Here is a 25,430-nt window from a genome sequence, read left to right as displayed (position 1 = left end):
CCGATAGTGCAATGCAAGACCCTGCGAATTCAAGTGCTGCGCGCGCAATCCTGTGCATGGGCACCAAGACTGCTTGCGGCGAGTGATGGCTCGCACTATCGCGGTTGGTGAAGATGAAACCGAAACAGGCGAAAAATGCTCCAGATCCCTGAAGTCACAGCGCAAGAAGGTTCTGTCGCCAAAGTGCGCAGCCGCGCCGGCACCGAGCGGGCGATCTTTCTCGCCGCCCGCGCGCTGCTCGCCGAACAGGGCTTTCAGGGTTTCGGCATCAACGCGGTGGCGCGTCGCGCCGGCTGCGACAAGCAGCTTATCTACCGCTATTACGGCGGTCTCGACGGGCTGATCGAGGCGATCGGCGCCGATCTCGGCACCTGGGTCAGGGATCGCATCCCTGAAGATACCGGCGGCATGTTCCTGCTGACCTACGGCGATCTGATGGAAAAGCTCTCCATCTATTTCATGGAAGCGCTGCGTGACGATCCGCTGGTCTGCAAGATCGTCGCCTGGGAGGTCTCGCAGGATACGCCGCACGTCCGCCGGCTGTCGGAGGCGCGTACCAAGGCGCTCGGCAAATGGCTCGAAAAGATGCGCGGTTCGCTGACGCCGCCCAAGGGTGTCGATGCCGCGTCCACCAATGCGCTGCTGTTTGCAGCGATCCAGCACCTGGTGATATCAGCCGCCGTCAGCGGCCAGTTCGCCGGCATGGCGCTCAAGACCGAGAAGGACTGGGACAAGGTCGGCAACGCGCTCCGCCGGCTGGTCCGTGCGATCTACGGCTGATCTTTTCGCCGGAAACGTTGATCCCCTGTTCGAAGTCAGGGATTGAAGCGATGATCGGCGCTCCGTATCTCTTGTAGAGCTACGGGAGGGAACGCCATGACAGTGCCAACGCTTTATGAATGGATCGGCGGCTTCGATGCGCTCTTGCGTCTCACGACGGAGTTTTATCGGCGCGTTCCGACGGACGACCTGCTCGGCCCGGTCTTTGCCGGAATGGACTCGGAACATCCACAGCATGTAGCCATGTTCATCGCCGAGGTCATTGGTGGGCCGAAGCTCTACTCGGAGCAACGTGGCGGTCATCCGGCGATGGTGCGCCATCATCTTGAAAGGCACCTGACGGAGCCGATGCGCCGGCGATGGATCAACATCCTCCTCGATACCTATACGGATCTCGAACTTCCGGCCGACCCGGAGTTCACGTCGGCGCTGGTCGGCTATCTCGAATGGGGAACGCGGCTTGCGGTCGTCAATTCGCAGCTCGGAGCCAAGGTTTACGAGCACGCGCCGATGCCGAAATGGGGATGGGGCGAAACCGGCGGTCCGTATATTCCGAAGAAGCCGAAATCGCCAGCTGCCTGACCTGCTTTATCCACAGGCGCCCTTGCGAAATTAACCATCTCCCCCGGTTTCCGTTGCGGCAAATCCCTGCGGGCTTAAGTTCCACGTTAACGCACTGTTAACTACGACGTTCGCCGAGTATCCGCGTATGGGAACTGCAATCCGGAATATAGCATTGCTGATCGTCATGACGACGGTCTTCGCGGCGCTGGCCATGGATATTGCCATTCCCGCATTGGCCCTGAGCCTTATGGCTCTATCGAGATGGCTCGTGTCTCTGGAACTTTATCCGGCAGAGTCGAGAGGGAGGACTGCATGAAGTGGTTCGTGATTTTGTGGGCCGGTCCGGTCCTGCTGCTGACCAGCTGGTACGGGCTTTCCTATTACGACATGAGCTTCGGCTTCTTCATGCTGACCCGACAGACGCATGATCTTGTCTTCCAGATCTACGGCAATGTTCTGGGCATTCCCCCGGAAACCATTCCGCCTTTGGTGGCGCGCGCCATCGCTTTCGACAGCCTGGTCGTGTTTGCGATCATCGCCTTCCGCAAGCGTCGCGAGATCGGCGCCTGGTGGCGCAAGCGTCAGCTGGAGAAATCGGTCTCCCTGCCGAGCGATGAGAGCCTATCGAGCGCTCCCTGAAGAATGAAGCTTGCCGCGGCGGAATCGATCCGCTCGGCACGTTTGGCCCGGGACACGTCCATTTCCAGAAGCGCCCGCTCGGCGGCCACCGTCGATAGCCGTTCGTCCCAGAAGACGAAGGGCAGGGCGGTCTTTTCACTCATCGAGCGCACGAAGGCGCGCGTCGCCTGGACGCGCGGACCGGCCGAGCCGTCCATGTTGGTCGGCAGGCCAATGACGAAGCCCGCCACTTTTTCCTTCTCGGCAAAGGCAAGCAGCACTTCGGCATCCTTGGTGAACTTCACCCGCTTGATGACCGGGCGGGGAGAGGCGAAACGCCGGCCGAGATCCGACATGGCGAGCCCGATCGTCTTGGTGCCAAGGTCGAGGCCGGCAATCGCCTGTCCAGGTTGAAGGGCCTCGGCCAGTTCCTCGATCGTCATCACTGTCATGCGTTCTTCATCCCGGGGATCCAATAGGGTAGGCCGGAGAGGGTTCTGTCCCACCCTCTGTCCCACTTCCCTTTAGCCTCATATCGGCTATGTGTCGTTACCATCCCGCATATATTGAAGGAGAGTTTTCCATGAAGATCACCTGGCTCGGCCATTCCGCCTTCCGCATCGAGACCGCCAAGGCGAAGATCCTGATCGACCCCTTCCTGACCTATAATCCGGCCTTCGCCGGCCAGGACATCAAGGCCGCCGCCGAAGGCCTGACCCATATCCTGCTCACCCACGGCCACGGCGACCATGTCGGCGACACGGTCCAGATCGCCAAGGAAACCGGCGCCGTCGTTCTCGCCAACTACGATCTCGGCGTCTGGCTGGCAAAGAAGGGCGTCGAGAAGCTCGAAATGGGCAATACCGGCGGCACGATCGGTTTCGAGGGTTTCACCGCCACCTTCACCAATGCCCTGCATTCGTCCGCTTCGCTCACTGAAGACGGCGTTTCGCACTGCCTCGGCAATGCCAACGGCCTGATGCTGCATTTCGACGACGAGCCTTCCGTCCTCCACATGGGCGACACCGACATATTCTCCGACATGGCCCTGATCAACGAACTGCACCAGCCCGATATCGGCATCGTGCCGATCGGCGACCGCTTCACCATGGGCGGTGCCGTGGCCGCACTCGCCTGCCAGCGCTTCTTCGACTTCAAGCATGCGCTGCCCTGCCATTACGGCCTGCCGGGCGTCGACCAGACGCCGGAAAAGTTCGTCAAGGGCATGGAAGGCTCCCGCACCCGGGTCGAGACGCCGGTGCCGGGCGGCAGCCTGACCTTCTAAGTCGCATCCTTTCAGGCGGCGCGCCTTCGCAAATTGAGGCGCGCTCCCTGTTGCGAAGGGCGGGCATGGCCATTATAGCGAAGGGGAAATTTCCCATCGGAGTTATGCCATGTCCGTCGATCTCGCCACCGTCAAGCGCGTCGCGCGCCTTGCCCGCATTGCGGTCACCGAGGAAGATGCCAATCGCATGGTCGGCGAGCTGAACGGCATCATCAATTTCGTCGAGCAGCTTTCCGAAGTCGATGTCACGGGCGTCGAGCCGATGACCTCGGTCACCCCGATGGACATGCGCAAGCGCGCCGACGCCGTCACCGATGGCGACAAGGCCGACGATATCGTCGCCAATGCGCCGACCACCGACCATAATTTCTTCCTGGTGCCGAAGGTCGTCGAGTGAGCGCTCAATAGCGCCCCGCCGAACCTCCTCCCTGTTTCGAACCGTTTGAAGAGACCATGACCGAACTCACCAGCCTTACCATTGCCGAAGCCCGCGAAAAGCTCGAAGCCCGGGAGTTCACCTCCGTCGAGCTGACAGAGGCCTATCTTTCCGCGATCGATGCCGCCAACTCGGTGTTCAACGCCTATGTGGCCGTGACGCCGGAAAAGGCGCTCGACATGGCGAAGGCTTCCGACGCGCGCCGCGCGAGCGGCCAGGTGGGAGCGCTGGAAGGCATCCCGCTCGGCATCAAGGACCTGTTCGCCACCCGCGACGTCCATACCCAGGCCTGCAGCCACATCCTCGACGGTTTCTTGCCGAAATACGAATCGACCGTCACCCAGAACCTCTGGGATGACGGCGCGGTCATGCTCGGCAAACTCAACATGGACGAGTTCGCGATGGGCTCCTCCAACGAGACCTCCCATTATGGCGCGGTGATCAACCCCTGGCGGGCCAACGGTTCCAACCAGCAGCTCGTGCCGGGCGGTTCTTCCGGCGGTTCTGCCGCTGCCGTATCCGCCTTCCTCTGCGCTGGTGCTACCGCCACCGATACGGGCGGTTCGATCCGCCAGCCGGCCGCCTTTACCGGCACCGTCGGCATCAAGCCGACCTATGGCCGCTGCTCGCGCTGGGGTACGGTGGCCTTCGCCTCCTCGCTCGACCAGGCCGGCCCGATCGCCCGCGACGTGCGCGATGCCGCGATCATGCTGAGGTCGATGGCGTCGGTCGATGCCAAGGACACGACCTCGGTCGACCTGCCGGTGCCGGATTACGAAGCCTCGCTCGGCCAGTCGCTCAAGGGCATGAAGATCGGCATTCCGAAGGAATACCGCGTCGAGGGCATGCCGGAAGAGATCGAAAAGCTTTGGGCTCAGGGCATCGCCTGGCTGAAGGATGCCGGTGCCGAGATCGTCGACATCACCCTGCCGCACACCAAATATGCCCTGCCGGCCTATTACATCGTCGCGCCTGCCGAAGCCTCGTCGAACCTCGCCCGCTACGACGGCGTGCGCTACGGCCTGCGCGTCGACGGCAAGGACATCGTCGACATGTACGAAAAGACCCGCGCCGCCGGCTTCGGCACCGAGGTCAAGCGTCGCATCATGATCGGCACCTACGTTCTGTCGGCCGGTTATTACGACGCCTATTACCTGCAGGCGCAAAAAGTCCGCACGCTGATCAAGCGCGACTTCGAGATCGTCTTCGACGCCGGCGTCGATGCCATCCTGACGCCCGCCACGCCGTCGTCCGCCTTCGGCATCGCCGACGAGGACCTCGCCTCCGATCCGGTCAAGATGTACCTCAACGACATCTTCACGGTGACGGTGAACATGGCCGGCCTGCCGGGCATCGCCGTTCCCGCCGGCCTCGACGCCAAGGGCCTGCCGCTCGGCCTGCAGCTCATCGGCAAGCCGTTCGAGGAAGAAACGCTCTTCCGCACCGCTTACGTCATCGAACAGGCCGCCGGCCGGTTCACGCCGGCAAAGTGGTGGTAAGCGGACTGATCATCCGGAAAATGACGGCCGCCGATCACCAGGCGGTCGCCGGGGAGATGGTTCATGGCTGAGATGGATCTCGCACGTTTGATCGAGGCGTTCGATCGCCTCGCAACCTCCGGCTTCACCATGGGCACGGACTGGGAAGCGGTCCACAACATCTGTCAGGCCCATGAGGGCGAACAGCCCTTCGACTGGGGCCACGCCCTCTGCCACCGCATCGAAGGCGACGACTGGAACGCCGACTACTGGTACCGCCGCGCCGGAAAGAGGCGCGCAGCCTCAATCGCCGAGGACTGGTCGGTGATGCGGGCCGAGATTTCGGCATAGCACTCGGGATTTTCAATCTTCCTGCGGCGGATAACGCTTCCGTTGATGAACGATGGTCAGAATATCGAGATCGCTTGGCGAGAATATCCGGTAGACGATCGTATCGGGCAGGCCGGAAATCGCGAACTCGCGCGTGTCTTCGACGCAGCCCTCCCGCCCGAGAAGCGGAAAACTTTCAAATATCTGGATGACTTGCCGGATGCGGGATAACACGCGATCGGCGGCATTTCGGTCGAATTGGGCGATATGGATGTGAATTTCACTGAGATCCGCGATGGCTTGCGGCGTGAAATTAACGTTGAAAGCCGAAGCGCTCCCAGACTTTTCGCGCTGGGGTCATCTTGGAGCGGTCCTCGGACTGCTTGAGCGCGTGACGGATTTTTTCTTCCTTCCAGGAACCGTACTCCTCGTCGCTGGCCGCAGCCGCGTGAGGCTCGGTTAGCTCCTTGAAGCTGATTTTTTCCTGTAGATCGCTCATACCTGTAAAATAACGCGAATAGCTCCAAAGTCCAATCGCATTTGCTCGTCGACAAAAGCCGATCTCCTGGCAATGGAGACCGGCTTTCGCTTTCCTACCGATTATCCTGCTCGGCCCTCACCAGCACCAGTCCTCTTTCGGTGATGCGGTAGGGCCTGCCGCTCTGGGACTTGATCGCCTTCTTCTGCTTGAGCTTACGGAAGGTGACGAGGTCCAAACCTGAAAAGACCCAGCCCTCCCGGGTGACGAGCTGCAGCTTTTCGATCTTTCTGTTGTCGTCACGGGTGATCTCGATCCTGCCGCCCTGGGCGAGCAGGTGGAGGATGCGCTGTTCGGCGCGGGAAATATCCATTGTCTTGATGTCCGGAGAAGCGCTCGGAAACGAGCGCACAAAAACGTTGCCGGCGTTGCGAAACGTCGGGGTTCTCGTTTTTGTCTGGGCCGGCGCGGCTGGATGCGGGGCCGGCCCCTCAGCAGGTCTCTCTGGACGGGTACATCAAAACTCCATCAATGCGAAAACCGCACTAGGCGGGTTTTCCCCAGCCGTCAAGCACCTGACCGAAACGCCCTAGATGTTGCACTGGTCAAAGCGCAGACTCAGTGTTCTACTGGCATTTCCAACAGGGGAAGCTATGGCCCATATTCGCAATGCGCGTGAGGACGAGGTGGATATCCTGGCGGAAATCGGCTTCCGCTCCTGGGAGAAGGCCATGATTTCGATCGGCGAGATGACCGATATGCGCTCCAGCGCCCGCACTGCCTTCCAGAACTTCACGCGCTCCTCCTGGCTCACCATTACCGTCGTCGAACAGGCCGGCAATCTCGCCGGCTGGGCGGCGCGCGAAAAGCTCGACGAGCTGATCTCCGATTTTTGGATCGATCCGTCCTTCAAGGGGCAGGGGCTCGGCCGCGCGCTTCTTGTCGAGGTCGAGGCCGAGATCGTCCACCAGGGTTTTGAAGTCGCCCGCGTCGAAACCCACGCCCGCAATGCCGAGGCGGTCGGCTTCTTCGAGAAGCAGGGTTATTCCATCAACTGGCTCTCGACCATCTATTCGCCGAAGATAGACAGGGACGTGCAGTCGGTCGGCCTGTCGAAGCGCCTCGTCGCGGAAGCGCCTGACACCTACGGGCCGAGCTTCTAGATCGCCCGGGCGATCGCCGCGAGCGCCCGCTGCGTGAATTCCGGCGCAAATAGCCATGATGCGGCGCCGAGCGTGTGAAGGGCGACGATGATCATCAGCAGCGTGCGAAAAGGCTCCTTGCGGGTCTTGTGCCGCAGCATCTGCTGCGCGGTCACGGCGCCCAGGCTGCCGCCGATGAAGGCTATACCCAGGAGTGTGCGCTCGCTGATCCGCCATGTGCCATCGATAGCCGCCTGCTTGTCCCACCAGTAAACGCAGAATGCGAGGACGTTCAGGAGGAGATACAGGATAAACAGCGCGAGTGGGGTTGATAGCTCCATTGCGCGATTTCACCAGAGTCTGGTTAAAGCCGGCTGAACTGTGGTATTCCAGAGCGATACCGACGCGCAGCAAGCCTTGCACCTCCGCGCCATTTGCTCTACCTCCAGAAACCCAATCGAGACCATTTCACGAGCATCAGATGACCCTTGTCGACGTCCGCACGCCCGATCCGAAACGCTTCATCCCCGGCGCCACCGGCGATTGGGAAGTCATCATCGGCATGGAGGTGCACGCCCAGGTTCTCTCCAATTCCAAGCTCTTCTCCGGCGCCTCGACCGAGTTCGGCAAGCCGGCCAATTCCAACGTCTCGCTCGTCGATGCGGCTATGCCCGGCATGCTGCCCGTGATCAACGAGGAATGCATCAAGCAGGCGGTGCGCACCGGCCTGGGTCTCAAGGCTCAGATCAACAAGCGTTCGCTGTTCGACCGCAAGAACTATTTCTATCCGGACCTGCCGCAGGGCTACCAGATCTCCCAGTACAAGGATCCGATCGTCGGCGAGGGCAAGATCGTCATCTCGCTCGGTCCGGATCGCCAGGGCCAGTTCGAGGATATCGAGATCGGCATCGAGCGCCTGCATCTCGAACAGGATGCGGGCAAGTCGATGCACGACCAGCATCCGACCATGTCCTATGTGGACTTGAACCGCTCCGGCGTGGCGCTGATGGAGATTGTCTCCAAGCCCGACATGCGCTCCTCCGACGAAGCCAAGGCCTATATGACCAAGCTGCGTTCGATCGTGCGTTATCTCGGCACCTGCGACGGCAACATGGACGAAGGCTCGATGCGCGCCGACGTCAACGTCTCGGTGCGTCGTCCGGGCGCCGAATTCGGCACCCGCTGCGAGATCAAGAACGTCAACTCGATCCGTTTCATCGGCCAGGCGATCGAATACGAAGCGCGCCGTCAGATCGGCATTCTGGAAGACGGCGGCTCGATCGACCAGGAGACCCGCCTCTTCGACCCGAACAAGGGCGAGACGCGCTCGATGCGCTCGAAGGAAGACGCGCACGACTATCGCTATTTCCCGGATCCGGACCTGCTGCCGCTCGAATTCGACGATGCCTTCATCGCCGAGCTGGAACGCCACCTGCCGGAACTGCCGGACGACAAGAAGGCCCGTTTCGTGCGTGAGCTTGGCCTGTCGATCTACGACGCCTCGGTTCTGGTGTCCGAAAAGGCGATCGCCGATTATTTCGAGGCCGTTGCCGAAGGCCGCGACGGCAAGATTGCCGCCAACTGGGTCATTAACGACCTGCTTGGCGCCTTGAACAGAACCGGCAAAGACATTGAAGAGACTCCGGTTTCGCCGGCCCAGCTCGGCGCCATCATCGACCTCATCAAGGCAGAGACGATCTCCGGCAAGATCGCCAAGGACCTGTTCGAGATCGTGCTCACCGAGGGCGGTGACCCGGCCGAGATCGTCGAGAGCCGCGGCATGAAGCAGGTCACCGATACCGGCGCGATCGAGGCCGCTGTCGACGAGATCATCGCCGCCAATCCGGACCAGGTCGCCAAGGTCAAGGCCAAGCCCACGCTCGCCGGCTGGTTCGTCGGCCAGGTGATGAAGTCGACCGGCGGCAAGGCCAATCCCCAGGCCGTGCAGGCGCTCGTCAAGGCGAAGCTCGGGATCGAAGAGGAATAGGCTCGATGGTCTACTTCGTCCGCACCGCGGGAGAAGCCGACGTCGAGCAGGTCCGCGCGCTGCTGGCGGCGACCTTTCACGATACTTACGACCCGTTCTACGGGGCCGACAAGGTCAAGCGGATGGTCGATGGCTGGCATTCGGCCGCCGCCGTCCGGTCGCGCATCCAGAAGCGCGGCGGCGAATTCCTGGTGGCCGACAACGGCAAGGATATCGGCGGCATGGGTTATGCCGCCATGTATCCGAAAATGGTCAAGACGGCGATGCTGCACCAGCTCTACGTCAAGCCATCCTGCCAGAACGAGGGCATCGGCCGTGATATCTTCGCCGAGCTCGAAACCTGTTTTCCGGATGCCGAGATCATGCGGGTCGAGGTAGCGCTGCCGAACGTGCGCGCGATGTATTTCTACGAGCGGCTCGGATTTTCCGAGGTCGACCGGATGGAGGAATGGGGCGCTCCCAATTCCGGCCTGCCGGCGATCATCATGGAGAAGCGGCTGGAGTTGCGTTAGGTCTCGACACCGAAGAGGAGCCTGCATGGCCGACATCGTGATCCGCAGGGCGCGGCAAGCCGATCTTCCCGAACTCATCGCCCTGTTTGCGGCGGATGATCTCGGCGGCCATAGCGATACGACAGACGAGGCCGCCTTCGACGACTACCTGCGCGCCTTCAACGTCATCGATGCCTCTCAGAACGAACAGCTCTTCGTCGCCGAACTGGGAGGCGAGGTGGTCGGTACGTTCCAGATTCTCTTCAACCGCACGCTGACGGGCAGGGGATCGCTGTCGATGATCCTGGAAGCGGTGCAGACGCGCAGCGACATGCGCGGCAAGGGCATCGGTGCCCGGATGATCGGACACGCGATCGAGGAAGCCAGGCGGCGCGATTGCCGCCAGGTCGCACTCACCTCCAATATGGCCCGCACGGATGCGCATCGCTTCTATGAACGGCTCGGTTTCGCCAAAAGCCATTTCGGCTTCAAGATGAAGCTCAAATGACCGTGCGCGACATTTGGAATCACTGGACATCGAAGGCGTCAGGCGGCATAAGCGGATCAGCCAATTCGATCGTCATCCTGTTTGCCAAGCCGACGGAACATCCATGAAAAACCTCCTGCTGCAGATCTTCACCTGGTGGAACGGACAGACCATGGGCACCCGGTTCTTCACCTGGCGTTTCGGCAAGAAGGTCGGCGAGGACGAGCTCGGCAATATCTACTACGAAGGCCCGATGACATCCTGGGGCAAGCCGAAGCGTTGGGTGATCTACAAGGATTACGCGGAGGCCTCCGCAATCGGGCCGGGCTGGCATGGCTGGATGCACTATCGCACCGATGTCCCGCCGTCCAAGGAAGACTACAAGGCCCGCGAATGGGAAAAGGCGCACAAGGCCAACGGCACCGGCACGCCGCTTGCCTATCGCCCGCAGGGCTCGCTTGCCGCCACCGGCGAACGCCCCCGCGTCACCGGCGATTACGACGCCTGGACGCCCGGCAACTGACACCTGTTTTGGCCACAATCGCACTCTAGGTCTCGACGCCCACGGGATCGCCGGGACGGGAAGCATAATGGGATTGATGACGGTATTTCCACGCAGGCAAATGATCGGCGCATTGACCGCGCTGGCATCCGTGCTTGCGGCGGATGGTGTATCTGCTGCGCGGCTGAACAACCCGGTCGCGGTCTTTGCCGGCATCGACAAGATCACCGGCCGCATCACCACGTTCGACGTCTATGTTAATGAGACGGTCCAGTACGGCGCGCTGCAGGTGACGCCGAAGGTCTGTTATTCCCGCGACGAGACGGAAGCCCAGAAGATCGACGGTTTCGTGGAAGTTGACGAGATCACCCTCGACCGCAAGATCCGCCGGATATTCACCGGCTGGATGTTTGCCGACAGCCCCGGCCTCAATGCCGTCGAGCATCCGATCTACGACGTCTGGCTGACCGGCTGCAAGCAGAAGTCCGACGTACCGCCGCCGAAGGCGACCAACTGACTTTCCTCTAGAATTTCAGGTGCGGTGAATCGACCGCGATTCTCAGGAGCTTGAGATAGTCGTCCTTGGGGATGTCGATTGCGCCGAACGTCTTCAGATGTTCGGTGGTGAACTGCGTGTCGAGCAGGGTAAAGCCGTTTTTCCGGAGCCGCTCGACAAGGTGCACGAGGCAGATCTTGGAGGCGTTCGTGCGCCTCGAAAACATGCTCTCGCCGAAGAAGGCCGAGCCGAGCGAAACGCCATAGAGACCGCCGACCAGTTCATCGCCCTCGAAGGCCTCGACGCTGTGCGCGTGGCCCATGCGGTGCAATTCGTTGTATAGCTTGCGGATTGTGGAGTTGATCCAGGTGCTCGGCCGATCGCCGGCCGGCTCGGCACAGAGTGCGATCACCCGTTCGAAAGCCGTGTCGAAGCGGATGTCGAGCGGTGTCTTGCGAACCGCCTTGGCCAGGCTTTTGGAAAGATGGAAGGCGTCGAGCGGCAGGATGCCGCGCATTTCCGGTTCGACCCAGAAGATTTCCGGGTCGTCAGCGGATTCGGCCATCGGGAAAAGGCCGATGGAATAGGCGCGCAACAGGATTTCCGGGGTTATCGCCGGGTAATATCTGCCGCGTCGCCCTGCCATCGATCTCCCTAATGCGTCTTGTCGCCGGCGAGATATTGCTCAAGCCAGTGTATGTCATAATCGCCGTTGGCGATATCCGGATTGTCGACGAGGTCCTGGAAGAGCGGCAGCGTCGTCTTGATGCCGTCCACGACGAACTCGTCCAGCACGCGCCGCAGGCGCATCATGCATTCCACGCGGGTGCGTCCGTGCACGATCAGCTTGCCGATCAGGCTGTCGTAATAGGGCGGGATCTTGTAGCCGGCATAAGCGCCCGAATCGACGCGTACGCCAAGGCCGCCCGGCGCATGGAAATGCGTGATCGTGCCGGGCGACGGCACGAAGGTGCGCGGGTCCTCGGCATTGATGCGGCATTCGATGGCATGGCCGGAGAACACGATGTCTTCCTGGCGCACAGACAGGCCGCCGCCGGAGGCGACGCGGATCTGCTCGTGCACGAGGTCGATGCCGGTGATCGCTTCGGTGATCGGATGTTCCACCTGAAGACGGGTGTTCATTTCGATGAAGTAGAACTCGCCGTTTTCGTAAAGGAACTCGACCGTGCCGGCGCCGCGATACTTCAGCTTGCGCATCGCATCGGCGCAGATCTCGCCGATCTTCATGCGCTGCTCGACATTGAGGGCAGGGGAATTGGCTTCTTCCCAGACCTTCTGGTGGCGGCGCTGCAGCGAGCAGTCGCGCTCGCCGAGATGGATGGCATTGCCTTCACCGTCGCCGACGACCTGGATTTCGATATGGCGCGGCTTCTCGAGATACTTTTCCATGTAGACGGCATCGTTGCCAAAAGCGGCGAGCGCTTCAGAACGGGCGGTCGACACGGCTTCGTCGAGATCGGCTTCGGTCTTGGCGACCTTCATGCCGCGTCCGCCGCCGCCGGCCGTCGCCTTGATCAGTACCGGGAAACCGATCTTGCGGGCGATCTCCATGGCGTTCTCGGGCTTCACTTCGCCATCCGAGCCGGGAACGACGGGAATGCCGAGTTCCTGCGCTGTCTGCTTGGCGGTGATCTTGTCGCCCATGATGCGGATATGATCGGCGGTCGGGCCGATGAAGGTGATGCCGTGAGCATCGAGGATATCCGCGAACTTGGCGTTTTCCGACAGGAAGCCGTAGCCCGGATGCACGGCGTCGGCGCCGGTGATTTCGCAGGCAGCGACAATCTGGTGGATGTTCAGATAGCTGTCGCGCGACGGCGGCGGGCCGATGCAGACGCTTTCGTCGGCAAGCCGGACGTGCATGGCGTCGGCGTCAGCGGTGGAATGGACCGCGACGGTCGCGATGCCGAGTTCCTTGCAGGCGCGAAGCACGCGAAGCGCGATTTCACCGCGATTGGCTATGAGGATCTTGGAAATCATGATGCGCCTTACTCGATTATGACGAGCGGCTGGCCATACTCGACGGGCTGAGCGTCGTTGACCAGGATTTCCGTGACCTTGCCGGAGCGCGGCGACGGGATCTGGTTCATCGTCTTCATGGCCTCGATGATCAGCAGCGTCTGGCCTTCCTTGACGGTGGCGCCGACTTCGACAAAGGCGCGCGAGCCCGGGGCCGGGGAGAGGTAGATGGTGCCGACCATCGGCGCAGTGACCGCGTTCTTATTATCCTGGACTGCGGGCGCTGCGACGGCTACGGGCGCTGCAGCCGGGGCATAGGCGGGCGCTGCGACCGGAGCCTGGACGTATTGAGTCGTACCTACGCGCGATACACGAATACGCACATCGTCCTGTTCGACTTCGATCTCGGTGAGGTCGGTATCGTTGAGGATGTTCGCGAGGTCGCGGATCAGTCCCTTGTCGATACCGTTCTTCTTGTCAGACATGGCAAACCCTATTGTTCTGTTTATCTTGTCAGGCGGTAATGGTTTTCAAGGCGTGCAGCGCCAGAATGTAGCTCGCGGTGCCAAAACCGCAGATCACGCCCTTCACCGCCGGTGCGATCATCGAATGATGGCGGAATTCCTCCCGCGCGTGGACATTCGAGATATGAAGCTCGATCACCGGCACGGAGATCGCCTTGATGGCGTCGTGCAATGCGATCGAGGTATGAGTATAGGCGCCTGCGTTGATGGCGACGCCGACGGCCTTTTCATTGGCCTCGTGCATCCAGTCGATCAGCACGCCTTCGTGATTGCTCTGGCGGAAATCGACATCGAAGCCGAGTTCCCTGCCGGCAGCGATACACTCCTTCTCGACGTCCTTCAGCGTGGCCGCGCCATAGATGCCCGGCTCGCGCTTGCCCAGCATATTGAGATTGGGGCCATTGAGGACGAAGATCGTCTTGCTCATCACTTATCTATTGTTCCATGCAAAAATTCAGGGGCCACCTATAGACCGCCGACGCGGCAAGGGAAAGCCCCCCGCTGCGCCGAAAGGCCGCGAGTCCACTGCGACGGAACATCTGTCTGTCAGGGGGCGCCTTGTCAGCAGGTCGCCTTGCCGCAGGCGCGCACGTTGGCGACCTTCTGCTCTATCGTTTCGAGGCCGACGGCGCCGAAGACGGCTTCGTCGCCGACCACATAGGTCGGAGTGCCGGTGATGCCGATCGCGTTGGCGAGCCGGTAGGCGTCGCGCACCAGGTCGTCGTTCGGCTCGTCGGCCATGGACTTGCGGATCGCCGCCTCCTTGATGCCGAGCGCGCTTGCGACCGCAATGGCGGTCGCTTCCGAGGCGTGCGGCTGGCCGCTGAGCAGTTCGCGATGAAATTCCGCGTATTTTTCCGGCGCGACCAGGCGCACGGCGTTGGCCACCCGATGAGCGGCAACCGAGTCCGGTCCGAGGATCGGGAATTCCTTGAGGATGAAGCGGACGTTCTTATCCTTGGAAAGGATGTCGTCCATGTCGGAGAGCGCCCGCTTGCAGTAGCCGCAATTGTAATCGAAGAATTCGACGACCGTGACGTCGCCCTTCGGATTGCCGAGCGTGATGTCGGTCGCCGAGGAGAAGATCGCCTGCCTGTTGTCCGCGATCCCCTTCGTCGACTGCTCGACGCGCTGGGTCTGCTGCTTGGCCTCCAGCGCGTTCTGGACTTCGACCAGCACTTCCGGGTTCTGCAGCAGGTATTCGCGGATGAACTGGCCCATTTCCTTCTTCTGCTGGTCGTCCAGGGCGAAAGCCGGGGCGGTCGCGGAAAGTGCCAGGGCCAGCATCGAGCCGGCGGCCAATGTCCTGAAAACGGGCGTCTTGAACAGGCGGGTCATCCATATCCTCTTGGGTCGGCACACGAATCCCGCGCACCATTGTTGCGGTTTGTGCCCAAAGTAAGCCAGTCGGGCTTTCCGAAAAACCTCAAAATCGCGTCCAGACGGTTTCCACCGGTTCACAACTGCGTATGACGCTTTGCCGGATGGTGGACCCGACGCTGGAATGGAGTCCGATTTCAACAGGCTAGTCGGGTTTTCGGAATCGCTTCGGCAGACGGTTGATCCAGTTTCTGAGGATCGGGGAGGGCAGAAATAAAAACGGCCGCGTCTTGCGCGGCCGTTTCGTTGGTTCTCGTTAGGCTCAGAAGAAGCCGCGGCGCTGCCACCATCCGGCTTTCTTCGGCTTCGACGGGTCGCTTTCGGCCTCTGGCGCAGCCGCGGGATCGGAACTCTTCACCACCGCCTCGACGGAGGAAGAGATGTTCGATGCGCGGTTGGCCCGTGCCGGCTTCGCCTCGCCGCTATCGGCCTGCTCGGCCGCCTCTGCGACGGGGGTTTCTTCGGCAGGAGCGGCTTCGACCGGAGCGGCCTCGGGAGCCTGCGGCTCTTCGCCGAGTGCTGCTTCGACCTGTTCGACGGCGGTTTCCACCGGAGCCTGAACGGCCGCCTCTTCCACAGCCGGTGTGTCGGCCGCGGTCGCCGCCTTGCCACGACGCGAACGGCGCGGTTTGGCTTCGGGCTTGCCGCCAGTTGCCGCTTCCGTCTCGGCGGGAGCCGGGACAGCCTCGACGGCTGCCTCTTCGGACGCTTCCGCTACGGCTGCTGCCGGCACTGCCGCGACCTCTTCGCTGAATGCGTCTTCGTCGGCTGCCTCGCCGTCCTCCGAAGCGTTCAGCTCCTGTCCGTCCTCACCGGTGCGATTGCGGCGACCACCACGCTTGCCGCGGCGGCGGCGCTTGCGGCGGTTTTCTTCCGACTCCGAATCGGCGGCAACCGTTGCGTCGGAAGCTTCGCCGGCTTCGGAAACGTCGTCCTCGCCTTCGTCGCCGTCCTCGTCGCCATCGGCCATGTCGTCGTTGCCGCCCTGGGCGGTCTGGGCGTCTCCGCCCTTTTCTCCGCCACGGTTGCGACGACGCCGGCGGCGCTTGCGCTTGCGGCCGTTCTGGTCGTCGCCCTGCTGCTGGGTGCGCTCGGCATTGGCCGCTGCGGGCTGCGCCGTCGCTGCGACGGCCTCTTCTTCTTCATCCTCGTCGGCCTCGATGACGATGTCGTCATCGTCCTCTTCGACGGGGATGGCCGCGAACTGCATCAGGCTTTCGATCTTGACCGGGTTTTCGACCGGCTCGCCGCGATCGATCGCGAAGTGGCTGGAGCCGATGCTGACATCCGATTCGATGAAGATCGAGACGCCGAAGCGGTTCTCGTAATCGACGATGCTGCTGCGCTTGTGGTTGAGAAGATAGAGCGCGATTTCCGGCGTGGTGCGCACGGTGATGTCATGCGTGGTGTTCTTGAGCAGATATTCCTCGACGCCGCGCAGCACGTGCAGGGCGACCGACGACTGCGAGCGCACATGCCCGGTGCCGCCGCAATGGGTGCAGATCTGCGTCGTCGATTCGAGAACCGAGGCGCGGATGCGCTGGCGCGACATTTCGAGCAGGCCGAAATGCGAGATGCGGCCGACCTGGATGCGGGCGCGGTCGTTCTTCAGGCAATCCTTCAGTCGCTTCTCGACGGCGCGGTTGTTGCGCTTCTCTTCCATGTCGATGAAGTCGATGACGATCAGGCCGGCAAGGTCGCGCAGACGAAGCTGGCGGGCGACTTCCTCGGCAGCTTCCAGATTGGTCTGGAGCGCGGTTTCCTCGATCGAATGTTCGCGGGTCGAGCGGCCGGAGTTGACGTCGATGGCGACGAGCGCTTCCGTCTGGTTCATGATCAGGTAGCCGCCGGACTTCAGCGTCACCTGCGGCTGCAGCATGCGGTCGAGCTGCGCTTCGATGCCGGAGCGGGCGAAGATCGGATGCAGGTCGCGATAGGGCTGGACCACCTTGGCATGGCTCGGCATCAGCATCTTCATGAAGTCTTTCGCTTCACGATAGCCTTCTTCGCCGGACACGATGATCTCGGAAATGTCCTTGTTGTAGAGGTCGCGGATCGAGCGCTTGATCAGCGAGCCTTCTTCATAGACGAGGCACGGCGCGGTCGAATTCAGCGTCAGCGTGCGGACGTTTTCCCACAGGCGCATCAGGTATTCGAAGTCGCGCTTGACTTCGACGCGGGTGCGGTTGGCACCGGCTGTGCGCAGGATCACGCCCATGCCCTGCGGCACGTCGAGCTCGCGGGCGATTTCCTTGAGGCGCTTGCGGTCCTGCGGCTGGGTGATCTTGCGGGAAATGCCGCCGCCGCGTGCCGTGTTGGGCATCAGCACCGAATAACGGCCGGCGAGCGAAAGATAGGTGGTAAGGGCAGCACCCTTGTTGCCGCGCTCTTCCTTCGCGACCTGCACGAGCAGGATCTGGCGGCGCTTGATGACTTCCTGGATGCGGTATTGCTTGCGCGGCTTGCGCACGACACGATCCGGAACTTCTTCCATAGCGTCTTCGGCGCCGACCGATTCGATGATTTCCTTCTCGCCATGGTCGTCATCGTCGTCGTCATCGAAATCGTCGTTGCGGCCGCCGCCGCGGCGGGCGTCGACGTCTTCCGAAATCGAATCGGTCTCGACCATCGCGGCCATTTCGCCGGGCGTCGAGCCGTCGTCGTCATTGTTCTCGGAGGAAGGAGCACCTTCGCCTTCGGATGCGCCTGCTTCGATAGCAGCTGCTTCTTCTGCCGGCTTCTTGCGGGCGCGGCTGCGGCGCGGCTTGGCCTTCGGCTTTTCCGTCTCTTCGGCGGCGATTGCCTCGACCGGGCTTGCCTCGGCGGCTTCCGCGCCGGCTTCGCTTGCGGGCTCGGCAGCGGGGGCCGGGGTGGAAATGCCGATATCCGGCTGATCCTGATTGGCAAGATCGACCACGGGGTCGGCGGCTTCCGCCTCGGCGATCTTGCGCTGATCCTCGGCTTCCTGCTGCATCAGTGCCTGACGGTCGGCAAGCGGGATCTGATAATAGTCGGGATGGATTTCGGCAAAGGCGAGGAAGCCGTGACGGTTCCCGCCGTAATCGACGAAAGCGGCCTGCAGTGAGGGTTCGACCCTCGTCACCTTCGCCAGATAGATATTGCCGCGTATCTGTTTCTTATGCTGCGATTCGAAATCGAACTCCTCGATCCGGTTACCGCGAACGACAACTACGCGCGTCTCCTCTTCGTGAGACGCGTCGATAAGCATTTTGTCTGCCATTGAAATTCTGCTCCTCGGCGCCGCCGGGAGAGTGCAGAAAAGCCTGCCACGAGGACAGGCCAGTCATGCAATGCGGTCGTTGCGCCGGATAAAAATGTTCCCGTCGGGAGTGGTTGTGACGGCAACCGGAAAGATGACGGGGAGCCTTGCTCCCTCGGTCTCTCCAGGTTCTGAAAATTGTGCCGCGACATCAAAGACCAAACGAGAATGACGATACCATAGGCCCGCATGGGCCCGATGAATGTGCTCCGCATGAGCGGTGGGTGGCACGCCACCCAGTACTTTTCCGGCCACCGCCGGAGGGATCGAGTATCAGGAAAAGTGTAGCGACGGCGGATGACTGTCGGTCTTCGGCGCCAGGTCCTGAAGAGGCTGGCCAGCCTATCGGCAGACTATCCCGTCAACACTTTAACCCTCACGGGCGTTGTATGGTTTATCTGTCACAATAGCAAGGGAAAAGCCAAGTTTGCCATATTCTCGATGGAATTAGACCCCTTATGGATGGCAGGGAACGGGCGGTTGATTCGCATCTTTTGACATGCAAATGCCGTCTACGGCGGGCACTTTGATGCGGGTTGCCCGACAGGCGGCGGGGCTTTGAATGCGAGTGGCGGTTTGAGGGCGGATGTAAAGGCAAGCGCAGCGACGGTCTGCGGCGGAAGCCGGCAGCGGTTTTTTGCGCGAATCGCTTGCGCGGTTCTTCTCTTGGTCGCCTTCGTCGCGGCACCTCCCTTGAGTTCCGCAAGCGCCACGTCGCCGCCACCGCTTCTCGCCTTCAGCGCCCGGGTCGCCGGCGACGAGGCGCGCACCCGGATCGTCATCGAGTTCGAGAAAAAGCCGGAATTCTCCGTCCATTACGTCGCCGCGCCAGAGCGGGTGATCGTCGATCTGCCGGCGACCGCCTTCGGCTTCCCCGCCGAGGATCTGTCCGCGCGTGGTCTCTTCAAGGACATCCGCTATGGCACGATGGGTGAGTCGAGTGCCCGGATCGTGCTGACCGCCAAGCGGCCGGTGAAACTGTCGATCGCCGAGGTTCAATCCAACGACAACGGCAGCTACAGGCTGGTCCTGGATGCGGAAATGGCCTCCAAGGAGGTTTTTGCCGATCTGGTGAAGACCCAGAACTGGGCGACGCCGACGGCGGCGGCTCCGGACATGCTGGCGATGGGCGAGAAGGACAGCGTCTTTACGGTTGCGCTCGATGCCGGGCACGGTGGGATCGATGCCGGCGCAACGGGGGCGGGCACCAAGACGCCGGAAAAGACCATCACGCTTGCGTTCGCCAGGACGCTTGCCGAACGATTGAACAAGGTGGAGGGTATCAAAGCCTTCCTGACCCGCGACGACGACACGTTCCTTTCTCTTTCCGAGCGGGTGACGCTCGCCCGCCAGGGCCACGCCGATCTGTTCGTATCCCTGCATGCCGATACCCTCGGCCAGAAGGACATTCGCGGCGCGACCGTCTACACGCTGTCCGACAAGGCCTCCGACCGCATGGCGGAAAACCTCGCTGCCCGCGAAAACCTGTCCGACGAGCTTGCGGGCTATACGCTCCAGAGTGGCCCGCCCGAGGTCGCCGATATCCTGCTCGACCTGACCCGGCGCGAGACCCAGGCGTTTTCGATCGCGCTCGCCACCAATGTCGTCCAGTCCTTCGAAGGGCAGATCGGGCTCATCAACAATCCTCACCGTTATGCGGGCTTCCAGGTTCTGCGCGCGCCGGACATTCCCTCCGTCCTCCTCGAACTTGGCTTCCTGTCCAATGTCGAGGACGAAAAGCTGCTACTGGATGAGTCGTGGCGGTCCAAGGTGATCGATCGCATGGTCGACGCGATCAAGCGCTATCGTGCCCGCGCGATGGCGAACCGCGGCTGATGACCTGCGCTCCGCGTGGCGCCAGTGCCACAGGCGTCGGGGAATATCGCGCAGGGGAGGGCGGACGCCGGAAATCGGGTCTAAGAGCCCTATTTTACTCACATTCAGGCGGTTATTCGATAATCTCTCAGATGCAATGGATGGCGGACGATCGATCCGCTTTCGCCTTGCGCTGGTGCAATCACCGTGCAAAACGCCTCTAACCATGCGATGGTGTGTTTCACGCGCCTAATGAAAGCTGAACGGTAGCTCCGATATGGTAAGATTGATTGGTTATCTCTTTGGTTTGGCCTGCGTCCTGTTTCTGGTCGTGGCTGCCGGCGTGGGTATTTACCTCACCGGGATGACCAAGGACCTGCCGAACTACGAGGTGCTTGCCTCCTACGAGCCGCCGGTCGCCACCCGCGTGCATGCAGGCAACGGTGCTCTGATGGCGGAATATGCCCGCGAACGGCGCCTCTTCCTGCCCATTCAGGCGGTGCCGGACCGGGTCAAGGCAGCCTTCCTCTCGGCGGAAGACAAGAACTTCTACAGCCATCCCGGCATCGACATAACGGGTCTTGGGCGCGCCGTCCTCTCGAACCTCCAGAACCTCGGTTCCGGCCGTCGCCCCGAAGGCGCTTCGACGATTACCCAGCAGGTGGCGAAGAACTTCCTCCTCTCTGCCGACCAGACGATCGACCGCAAGGTCAAGGAAGCGATCCTCTCCTTCCGCATCGAGCAGACCTATTCGAAGGACAAGATCCTCGAACTTTATCTGAACGAGATTTTCTTCGGCCTGAACTCCTACGGCATCGCTGGCGCAGCACTAACTTATTTCGACAAGTCGGTGACCGAGCTGACGACGGCCGAGGCCGCCTATCTTGCCGCCCTTCCAAAGGGTCCGGCCAATTACCATCCCTTCCGTCGCGAAAAGGCAGCCCTCGAGCGCCGCAACTGGGTCGTCGACCGCATGGCCGAGAACGGCTACATCACCCAGGCCGATGCTGAGGACGCCAAGAAGCAGCCGCTCGGCGTCAAGCAGCGCCGCACCGGCGCCCATGTCTTCGCATCGGATTATTTCTCGGAGGAAGTGCGCCGCCAGATCATCGAGCGTTACGGCGACAAGGCGCTCTACGAAGGCGGCCTTTCGGTCCGTACCTCGCTCGATCCCGACCTGCAGGTCATCGCCCGCGCCGCCCTGCAGAACGGCCTGGTAGAATATGACGAGCGCCGCGGTTTCCACGGGCCGGTCGCTCAGATCGCCACGACGGGCGACTGGGGGCCGGAGCTCGCCAAGCAGAAGTCGCTCTCTGACGTGCCGGAATGGAAACTCGCCGTCGTCACCGAGGTCTCGGCAAAGTCCGCCACGATCGGCCTGCAGCCCTCGGCGGATGCGGCTGGCAAGGTTGACGCGGTCCGCGAGATGGGCACGATCAACGGCGACGACATGAAATGGGCCTACCGGGACTCGGCCAATGTCCGCAAGCCGGCGAAATCGCCTGACGGCGTGCTGAAGCCGGGCGATGTCGTCTATGTGGAGCCGATCAATCCGCAGGCCAAGACCTACCGGCTGCGCCAGCCGCCTAAGGTTCAGGGCGGTTTCGTCGCCATGGACCCGAACACCGGCCGCGTTCTCGCGATGGCGGGCGGCTTCTCCTATTCGCAATCGGAATTCAACCGTGCCACCCAGGCGATGCGCCAGCCGGGGTCGTCGTTCAAGCCCTTCGTCTACTCGGCAGCGCTCGACAACGGCTATACGCCGGCATCGGTCATCCTCGACGCCCCGATCGAGATCGTCTCCGGCGGTCAGGTCTGGCGGCCGGAAAACTACGGCGGCGAGGCAGGCGGCCCGTCGACCCTGCGCATCGGCATCGAAAAATCCCGCAACCAGATGACCGTGCGCCTGGCGCAGGACATGGGCATGGAACTGGTTGCCGAATATGCCGAACGTTTCGGCATCTACGACAAGATGCTGCCGGTGCTGGCCATGTCGCTCGGTTCCGGCGAAACGACGGTCATGCGCATGGTTTCGGCTTATGCGGTCATCGCCAATGGCGGCAAGCAGATCAAGCCGACCGTCATCGACCGTATCCAGGACCGTTACGGCAAGACCATCTTCCGCCACGAGGAGCGCGCCTGCGACGGCTGCAACGCCAATGACTGGGCCAACCAGGAAGAACCGAGCATCGTTGACAACCGCGAGCAGGTTCTCGACCCGATGACCGCCTACCAGATCACCTCGATGATGCAGGGCGTGGTCCAGCGCGGCACGGCAGCCGGCAAGATCCCGGTCAAGGATCGCGACGTCGCCGGCAAGACCGGCACCACCAATGACGAAAAGGACGCCTGGTTCGTCGGATTCACGCCGAACCTTGTCGCCGGTCTTTATGTCGGCTTCGACACGCCGGCACCGCTCGGCCGTGCCGGCACCGGCAGCGGCCTTGCCGCGCCTATTTTCGGCGAGTTCCTCGCCCAGGCCGCCAAGCTGACGCCTGCCGAAAAGTTCCACGTGCCGGACGGCATGCAGCTCGTCGCCGTCAACCGCAAGACCGGCATGGCGGCCATGGAAGGCCAGCCGGATACGATCGTCGAGGCCTTCAAGCCCGGCACCGGCCCGGCGGACGTCTTCCAGGTCATCGGCGACGGCGAATACATGACCCAGGACCAGATCTTCACCAACTCGCCCCAGGCGCAGCAGGCTGTCACCTCCGGCATGCCGGGTCTGTTCTGATCCTGACGGAAGCGAATGGCTTGCGGAGGTCGCCCGGTCTTTACATCCGGGCTCTCTGCAACTATGTCCACGGCACCTAAAACCCCAACACAAAGAGCGAAGAACAAGCGCCATGCGTGCGGAAATCATCAATGTAGTCGACGAAATCAAGCAGGCCATAAGCCTGCTGAGGAGGCATCTTTGACTGGGATCAGGCGGTAAGACGACTGGACTGGTTGAACAACAAGTCGGAGGATCCGAACCTCTGGAACGATGCCGCCGAGGCGCAGAAGCTGATGCGCGAGCGCCAGCAGCTCGATGACGGCATCAATGGCGTCAAGGCCATGGAGCAGCAGCTCAACGACAATATCGAGTTGATCGAGCTCGGCGAGGAAGAGGGCGACGAGGCGATCGTCAAGGAAGCCGAGGATGCGCTGAAGGCGCTGAAGGCGGAATCCGGCAGGCGCCAGGTGGAAGCCATGCTCTCGGGCGAGGCGGACGGCAACGACACCTATGTCGAAGTCCATTCCGGCGCCGGCGGCACGGAAAGCCAGGACTGGGCGAACATGCTTTTGCGCATGTATACCCGCTGGGCCGAACGCCAGCGTTTCAAGGTCGAGCTCCTGGAAGTGCATGACGGCGAAGAAGCCGGCATCAAGTCGGCGACCATCCTCGTCAAGGGCCACAATGCCTATGGGTGGCTGAAGACCGAATCGGGCGTGCACCGCCTGGTCCGCATCTCGCCCTATGACAGCAACGCCCGTCGCCACACGTCCTTCTCGTCCATCTGGGTCTACCCGGTCATCGACGACTCGATCAATATCGAGATCAACGAAAGCGACTGCCGCATCGACACCTACCGTTCTTCGGGTGCCGGCGGCCAGCACGTCAACACGACCGACTCGGCGGTGCGCATCACGCACATCCCGTCGGGCATCGTCGTGCAATGCCAGCAGGAACGTTCGCAGCACAAGAACCGCGCCAAGGCGTGGGACATGCTGCGCGCACGTCTCTACGAAGCCGAGCTGAAGAAGCGCGAGGAAGCGGCAAATGCCGAAGCGGCTTCGAAATCCGATATCGGCTGGGGCCACCAGATCCGTTCCTACGTGCTCCAGCCCTACCAGATGGTCAAGGACCTGCGCACAGGCGTGACCAGCACTGCGCCGGACGACGTGCTGGACGGAGATATCAATCCGTTCATGGAAGCTGCCCTGGCGCATCGCATCAGCGGCAAGCCGGATGCGGATGTCGCTGACGTCGATTGACGATCCGTGATAGAACACAAACGAAAGCGGCCGGACCTGCAAGTCCGGCCGCTTTTTTTGCTGGATGGCAGATAGTCGTTATTCCGCCGCGGCCGCCATTTCGCCTTGGCGACTGCGTAGCACGACAAGCGACAGCAGGAAGACGACAACCGAGCAGAGCGCAATGACCGTCACCATCGGCAGTGAAGTTCCGTCGAAGAACAGGCCGCCCAGGCCGATCACAACCGCCGACGTCACGAACTGGATCGTGCCCATCATCGCCGACGCCGTGCCGGCGATCCGGCCGTGATGTTCGAGCGCCAGCACCGCCGCCGTCGGGATGATCATGCCGAGGAAGCCGTAGCCGCCGAACAGGAAGGCCGCCATGACGTCGAGACGATCGACGCCGAGCGAGGTGACCAGCGCCAGCATGACCATCATCGCCGAATACCCGAACACCGCGCCGCGGATTACTTTCCGGAGCCCGATCTTGCGGGAGAGCCAGCCGTTCAGCTGCGACATGCCGATGAAGGCGACCGCATTGCACGAGAAGACGATGCTGTAGAAGGTCGGCGAGAGGCCGTAATGCTCGATCAGCACGAAGGATGAATTTGCCACATAGATCATGTAGCTCGACATGCCGAAGGAGGCGATCAGCACTAGCCCGAGATAATAGGGATCCCGCAGCAGCGTGCCATAGGACCTGAGCGCGCCGGCGAGACTGCTTTCGCTACGGGCCGCCGGCAGGCGGGTCTCTTCGAGGAAGAAAACCGCGACGACGGCGCCGACCGCACCGGCACCGACCATCACCCAGAAGATCAGCCGCCAGTCGCCGAACACGGTGACGATGCTGCCGGCAAGCGGGGCGAGGATCGGCGAGACGCTGAACACCAGCATCAGCCGCGACATCAGCTGGGCCGCAGCCGGACCGGTATGCAGGTCGCGGACGATGGCGCGGGAGATGACCACGCCGGCGCAGGCGCCCATGCCCTGCAGGAAGCGGAAGGCGATCAGCCACTCGATCGACGGCGACAGGGCGCAGCCGACAGCCCCGATGGCATAAAGGGCGAGGCCGACATAAAGCGGCTTCTTGCGGCCGAACATGTCGGAGAGCGGGCCGTAGGCGATCTGCGAAACGGCCATGGCGACGAAGAAGGAGATCAGGCTTGCTTGCACCTCATGGCTGTCGGCATTGAGGTTTGCGCTGATGGTCGGCAGTGCCGGAAGGTACATATCGAGGGCAAAAAGCCCGATAGCGGAGAGCAGCCCGAGCGACAGGGCATGCGAAGGAGCTCTGCTTTGCATTTGGAAAAAACCTTTCCCGTCACCACATCTGCCGTGGTAACGGCAGGGCGAGGACGATTATGGGAGATGAAGATGAGAGCCGGCCAGATACGGGAGAATGGGCCTAAACAATCAT

General features: G+C 61.9%; 28 protein-coding genes. 16 read left to right on the top strand and 12 right to left on the bottom strand.

Annotation, left to right across the window (positions count from 1 at the left end; all coding sequences use genetic code 11):
- Nucleotides 1–135: 135 nt before the first annotated feature.
- From ACZ9EJ_RS10855 to ACZ9EJ_RS10845, 3 genes are all read left to right on the top strand, one after another.
- Entirely contained in the window at nt 136–780 is a 645-nt protein-coding gene (locus tag ACZ9EJ_RS10855) for a TetR/AcrR family transcriptional regulator (RefSeq protein ID WP_046640513.1), read from the top strand.
- A 96-nt stretch (nt 781–876) separates the two neighbouring features.
- Complete coding sequence (locus tag ACZ9EJ_RS10850) at nt 877–1,362, top strand: group II truncated hemoglobin (RefSeq protein ID WP_046640514.1); 486 nt, start codon at nt 877–879, stop codon at nt 1,360–1,362.
- Between the two features lie 294 nt (nt 1,363–1,656).
- Nucleotides 1,657–1,983, top strand: coding sequence for a DUF6105 family protein (locus tag ACZ9EJ_RS10845; protein WP_046640515.1), 327 nt, complete (start codon nt 1,657–1,659; stop codon nt 1,981–1,983).
- Here ACZ9EJ_RS10845 and ruvX read toward each other — a convergent pair.
- Nucleotides 1,926–2,414 (bottom strand): Holliday junction resolvase RuvX, encoded by a 489-nt coding sequence (gene ruvX, locus ACZ9EJ_RS10840; protein WP_046635443.1) that lies wholly within the window; start codon nt 2,412–2,414, stop codon nt 1,926–1,928. The genes ACZ9EJ_RS10845 and ruvX overlap by 58 nt on opposite strands.
- A 131-nt stretch (nt 2,415–2,545) precedes the next feature.
- Between ruvX and ACZ9EJ_RS10835 the strand changes: the two genes are divergently transcribed.
- The 4 genes from ACZ9EJ_RS10835 (at nt 2,546) to ACZ9EJ_RS10820 (ending at nt 5,512) form a co-directional block, all read left to right on the top strand.
- The gene (locus ACZ9EJ_RS10835; RefSeq protein ID WP_046635442.1) at nt 2,546–3,247 is read left to right on the top strand and encodes a metal-dependent hydrolase; all 702 of its coding nucleotides are present in this window, start codon (nt 2,546–2,548) and stop codon (nt 3,245–3,247) included.
- Between the two features lie 109 nt (nt 3,248–3,356).
- A complete protein-coding gene (gene gatC, locus ACZ9EJ_RS10830) occupies nt 3,357–3,644 on the top strand; it encodes an Asp-tRNA(Asn)/Glu-tRNA(Gln) amidotransferase subunit GatC (protein WP_037080429.1) in 288 nt (95 codons plus the stop codon).
- A gap of 56 nt (nt 3,645–3,700) precedes the next feature.
- Nucleotides 3,701–5,182, top strand: coding sequence for an Asp-tRNA(Asn)/Glu-tRNA(Gln) amidotransferase subunit GatA (gene gatA, locus ACZ9EJ_RS10825; RefSeq protein ID WP_046640516.1), 1,482 nt, complete (start codon nt 3,701–3,703; stop codon nt 5,180–5,182).
- A 63-nt stretch (nt 5,183–5,245) separates the two neighbouring features.
- Complete coding sequence (locus ACZ9EJ_RS10820; protein WP_046640517.1) at nt 5,246–5,512, top strand: hypothetical protein; 267 nt, start codon at nt 5,246–5,248, stop codon at nt 5,510–5,512.
- Nucleotides 5,513–5,524: 12 nt separating this feature from the next.
- Here the strand turns inward: ACZ9EJ_RS10820 and ACZ9EJ_RS10815 are convergent, their stop codons facing one another.
- The 3 genes from ACZ9EJ_RS10815 to ACZ9EJ_RS10805 form a co-directional block, all read right to left on the bottom strand.
- The gene (locus ACZ9EJ_RS10815; protein WP_251091113.1) at nt 5,525–5,758 is read right to left on the bottom strand and encodes a type II toxin-antitoxin system RelE/ParE family toxin; all 234 of its coding nucleotides are present in this window, start codon (nt 5,756–5,758) and stop codon (nt 5,525–5,527) included.
- A gap of 46 nt (nt 5,759–5,804) precedes the next feature.
- On the bottom strand, nt 5,805–5,990 hold the full coding sequence (locus tag ACZ9EJ_RS10810; RefSeq protein ID WP_046640519.1) for a hypothetical protein: 186 nt from the start codon (nt 5,988–5,990) through the stop codon (nt 5,805–5,807).
- Nucleotides 5,991–6,084: 94 nt separating this feature from the next.
- Entirely contained in the window at nt 6,085–6,342 is a 258-nt protein-coding gene (locus ACZ9EJ_RS10805; protein ID WP_046640520.1) for a YjhX family toxin, read from the bottom strand.
- Nucleotides 6,343–6,622: 280 nt separating this feature from the next.
- On the opposite strand from ACZ9EJ_RS10805, the gene ACZ9EJ_RS10800 reads away from it, so the two are divergent.
- Nucleotides 6,623–7,132 carry a GNAT family N-acetyltransferase gene (locus ACZ9EJ_RS10800; RefSeq protein ID WP_046640521.1) on the top strand — a complete coding sequence of 170 codons (510 nt, stop codon included), beginning with the start codon at nt 6,623–6,625 and terminating at the stop codon, nt 7,130–7,132.
- Here ACZ9EJ_RS10800 and ACZ9EJ_RS10795 read toward each other — a convergent pair.
- Nucleotides 7,129–7,452 carry a DUF1294 domain-containing protein gene (locus tag ACZ9EJ_RS10795; RefSeq protein ID WP_046640522.1) on the bottom strand — a complete coding sequence of 108 codons (324 nt, stop codon included), beginning with the start codon at nt 7,450–7,452 and terminating at the stop codon, nt 7,129–7,131. The two genes, ACZ9EJ_RS10800 and ACZ9EJ_RS10795, sit on opposite strands and share 4 nt — an antisense overlap.
- 140 nt (nt 7,453–7,592) lie before the next feature.
- Between ACZ9EJ_RS10795 and gatB the strand changes: the two genes are divergently transcribed.
- The 5 genes from gatB to ACZ9EJ_RS10770 all read left to right on the top strand — a co-directional run bounded on the left by gatB (nt 7,593) and on the right by ACZ9EJ_RS10770 (nt 11,095).
- A complete protein-coding gene (gatB, locus tag ACZ9EJ_RS10790) occupies nt 7,593–9,098 on the top strand; it encodes an Asp-tRNA(Asn)/Glu-tRNA(Gln) amidotransferase subunit GatB (RefSeq protein WP_046640523.1) in 1,506 nt (501 codons plus the stop codon).
- A 5-nt stretch (nt 9,099–9,103) separates the two neighbouring features.
- Nucleotides 9,104–9,610 (top strand): GNAT family N-acetyltransferase, encoded by a 507-nt coding sequence (locus ACZ9EJ_RS10785; RefSeq protein ID WP_046635435.1) that lies wholly within the window; start codon nt 9,104–9,106, stop codon nt 9,608–9,610.
- Between the two features lie 25 nt (nt 9,611–9,635).
- On the top strand, nt 9,636–10,097 hold the full coding sequence (locus ACZ9EJ_RS10780) for a GNAT family N-acetyltransferase (RefSeq protein WP_046640524.1): 462 nt from the start codon (nt 9,636–9,638) through the stop codon (nt 10,095–10,097).
- 103 nt (nt 10,098–10,200) lie between these two features.
- The gene (locus tag ACZ9EJ_RS10775; RefSeq protein WP_046635433.1) at nt 10,201–10,599 is read left to right on the top strand and encodes an NADH:ubiquinone oxidoreductase subunit NDUFA12; all 399 of its coding nucleotides are present in this window, start codon (nt 10,201–10,203) and stop codon (nt 10,597–10,599) included.
- A 76-nt stretch (nt 10,600–10,675) separates the two neighbouring features.
- Nucleotides 10,676–11,095, top strand: a complete 420-nt coding sequence (locus ACZ9EJ_RS10770) for a DUF2155 domain-containing protein (RefSeq protein WP_046640553.1) — start codon at nt 10,676–10,678, stop codon at nt 11,093–11,095.
- Nucleotides 11,096–11,102: 7 nt separating this feature from the next.
- On the opposite strand, the gene aat is transcribed toward ACZ9EJ_RS10770, so the two are convergent.
- The 6 genes from aat to ACZ9EJ_RS10740 all read right to left on the bottom strand — a co-directional run bounded on the left by aat (nt 11,103) and on the right by ACZ9EJ_RS10740 (nt 18,199).
- Nucleotides 11,103–11,720 carry a leucyl/phenylalanyl-tRNA--protein transferase gene (aat, locus tag ACZ9EJ_RS10765; RefSeq protein ID WP_046635373.1) on the bottom strand — a complete coding sequence of 206 codons (618 nt, stop codon included), beginning with the start codon at nt 11,718–11,720 and terminating at the stop codon, nt 11,103–11,105.
- Nucleotides 11,721–11,728: 8 nt separating this feature from the next.
- Nucleotides 11,729–13,075: an acetyl-CoA carboxylase biotin carboxylase subunit gene (gene accC / locus ACZ9EJ_RS10760; RefSeq protein ID WP_046635364.1), complete on the bottom strand. Its 1,347-nt coding sequence runs from the start codon at nt 13,073–13,075 to the stop codon at nt 11,729–11,731.
- 8 nt (nt 13,076–13,083) lie between these two features.
- Nucleotides 13,084–13,539, bottom strand: coding sequence for an acetyl-CoA carboxylase biotin carboxyl carrier protein (gene accB / locus ACZ9EJ_RS10755; RefSeq protein WP_046635363.1), 456 nt, complete (start codon nt 13,537–13,539; stop codon nt 13,084–13,086).
- A 28-nt stretch (nt 13,540–13,567) separates the two neighbouring features.
- Entirely contained in the window at nt 13,568–14,005 is a 438-nt protein-coding gene (gene aroQ / locus ACZ9EJ_RS10750; protein ID WP_046635362.1) for a type II 3-dehydroquinate dehydratase, read from the bottom strand.
- A 134-nt stretch (nt 14,006–14,139) separates the two neighbouring features.
- Nucleotides 14,140–14,916: a DsbA family protein gene (locus tag ACZ9EJ_RS10745; RefSeq protein ID WP_046640525.1), complete on the bottom strand. Its 777-nt coding sequence runs from the start codon at nt 14,914–14,916 to the stop codon at nt 14,140–14,142.
- 304 nt (nt 14,917–15,220) lie between these two features.
- Nucleotides 15,221–18,199, bottom strand: coding sequence for an Rne/Rng family ribonuclease (locus tag ACZ9EJ_RS10740; protein WP_046640526.1), 2,979 nt, complete (start codon nt 18,197–18,199; stop codon nt 15,221–15,223).
- A 615-nt stretch (nt 18,200–18,814) separates the two neighbouring features.
- Here ACZ9EJ_RS10740 and ACZ9EJ_RS10735 point away from each other — a divergent pair.
- From ACZ9EJ_RS10735 to prfB, 3 genes are all read left to right on the top strand, one after another.
- Nucleotides 18,815–20,074 (top strand): N-acetylmuramoyl-L-alanine amidase, encoded by a 1,260-nt coding sequence (locus ACZ9EJ_RS10735; RefSeq protein ID WP_370688944.1) that lies wholly within the window; start codon nt 18,815–18,817, stop codon nt 20,072–20,074.
- Nucleotides 20,075–20,330: 256 nt separating this feature from the next.
- On the top strand, nt 20,331–22,787 hold the full coding sequence (locus ACZ9EJ_RS10730) for a penicillin-binding protein 1A (RefSeq protein ID WP_046635357.1): 2,457 nt from the start codon (nt 20,331–20,333) through the stop codon (nt 22,785–22,787).
- A gap of 112 nt (nt 22,788–22,899) precedes the next feature.
- A protein-coding gene (prfB, locus tag ACZ9EJ_RS10725; protein ID WP_251091107.1) for a peptide chain release factor 2 occupies nt 22,900–24,031 on the top strand; the annotation gives its coding sequence in 2 pieces (ribosomal slippage) (nt 22,900–22,968 and nt 22,970–24,031; 1,131 coding nt in all).
- 78 nt (nt 24,032–24,109) lie between these two features.
- Here prfB and ACZ9EJ_RS10720 read toward each other — a convergent pair.
- Nucleotides 24,110–25,315 carry a multidrug effflux MFS transporter gene (locus tag ACZ9EJ_RS10720; protein WP_046640528.1) on the bottom strand — a complete coding sequence of 402 codons (1,206 nt, stop codon included), beginning with the start codon at nt 25,313–25,315 and terminating at the stop codon, nt 24,110–24,112.
- Nucleotides 25,316–25,430 lie beyond the last annotated feature (115 nt).

It is taken from the genome of Neorhizobium sp. USDA 3394, from assembly GCF_056280385.1.
The sequence above is the reverse complement of the archived record's forward strand: the minus strand, read 5'-3'. Positions and strand labels throughout refer to the sequence as shown.

Coding starts and splice junctions, on each gene's coding strand:
- ACZ9EJ_RS10845 (WP_046640515.1), top strand. CDS start 1,657: ATGAAGTGGTTCGTGATTTTGTGGGCCGGTCCGGTCCTGCTGCTGACC.
- accB (WP_046635363.1), bottom strand. CDS start 13,539: ATGTCTGACAAGAAGAACGGTATCGACAAGGGACTGATCCGCGACCTC.
- ACZ9EJ_RS10730 (WP_046635357.1), top strand. CDS start 20,331: ATGGTAAGATTGATTGGTTATCTCTTTGGTTTGGCCTGCGTCCTGTTT.
- ACZ9EJ_RS10775 (WP_046635433.1), top strand. CDS start 10,201: ATGAAAAACCTCCTGCTGCAGATCTTCACCTGGTGGAACGGACAGACC.
- gatC (WP_037080429.1), top strand. CDS start 3,357: ATGTCCGTCGATCTCGCCACCGTCAAGCGCGTCGCGCGCCTTGCCCGC.
- gatA (WP_046640516.1), top strand. CDS start 3,701: ATGACCGAACTCACCAGCCTTACCATTGCCGAAGCCCGCGAAAAGCTC.
- aat (WP_046635373.1), bottom strand. CDS start 11,720: ATGGCAGGGCGACGCGGCAGATATTACCCGGCGATAACCCCGGAAATC.
- ACZ9EJ_RS10720 (WP_046640528.1), bottom strand. CDS start 25,315: ATGCAAAGCAGAGCTCCTTCGCATGCCCTGTCGCTCGGGCTGCTCTCC.
- ACZ9EJ_RS10800 (WP_046640521.1), top strand. CDS start 6,623: ATGGCCCATATTCGCAATGCGCGTGAGGACGAGGTGGATATCCTGGCG.
- ACZ9EJ_RS10745 (WP_046640525.1), bottom strand. CDS start 14,916: ATGACCCGCCTGTTCAAGACGCCCGTTTTCAGGACATTGGCCGCCGGC.
- ACZ9EJ_RS10820 (WP_046640517.1), top strand. CDS start 5,246: ATGGCTGAGATGGATCTCGCACGTTTGATCGAGGCGTTCGATCGCCTC.
- ACZ9EJ_RS10740 (WP_046640526.1), bottom strand. CDS start 18,199: ATGGCAGACAAAATGCTTATCGACGCGTCTCACGAAGAGGAGACGCGC.
- ACZ9EJ_RS10780 (WP_046640524.1), top strand. CDS start 9,636: ATGGCCGACATCGTGATCCGCAGGGCGCGGCAAGCCGATCTTCCCGAA.
- ACZ9EJ_RS10795 (WP_046640522.1), bottom strand. CDS start 7,452: ATGGAGCTATCAACCCCACTCGCGCTGTTTATCCTGTATCTCCTCCTG.
- ACZ9EJ_RS10810 (WP_046640519.1), bottom strand. CDS start 5,990: ATGAGCGATCTACAGGAAAAAATCAGCTTCAAGGAGCTAACCGAGCCT.
- ACZ9EJ_RS10855 (WP_046640513.1), top strand. CDS start 136: ATGCTCCAGATCCCTGAAGTCACAGCGCAAGAAGGTTCTGTCGCCAAA.
- ACZ9EJ_RS10835 (WP_046635442.1), top strand. CDS start 2,546: ATGAAGATCACCTGGCTCGGCCATTCCGCCTTCCGCATCGAGACCGCC.
- ACZ9EJ_RS10785 (WP_046635435.1), top strand. CDS start 9,104: ATGGTCTACTTCGTCCGCACCGCGGGAGAAGCCGACGTCGAGCAGGTC.
- ACZ9EJ_RS10805 (WP_046640520.1), bottom strand. CDS start 6,342: ATGGATATTTCCCGCGCCGAACAGCGCATCCTCCACCTGCTCGCCCAG.
- gatB (WP_046640523.1), top strand. CDS start 7,593: ATGACCCTTGTCGACGTCCGCACGCCCGATCCGAAACGCTTCATCCCC.
- ruvX (WP_046635443.1), bottom strand. CDS start 2,414: ATGACAGTGATGACGATCGAGGAACTGGCCGAGGCCCTTCAACCTGGA.
- ACZ9EJ_RS10850 (WP_046640514.1), top strand. CDS start 877: ATGACAGTGCCAACGCTTTATGAATGGATCGGCGGCTTCGATGCGCTC.
- aroQ (WP_046635362.1), bottom strand. CDS start 14,005: ATGAGCAAGACGATCTTCGTCCTCAATGGCCCCAATCTCAATATGCTG.
- accC (WP_046635364.1), bottom strand. CDS start 13,075: ATGATTTCCAAGATCCTCATAGCCAATCGCGGTGAAATCGCGCTTCGC.
- ACZ9EJ_RS10770 (WP_046640553.1), top strand. CDS start 10,676: ATGACGGTATTTCCACGCAGGCAAATGATCGGCGCATTGACCGCGCTG.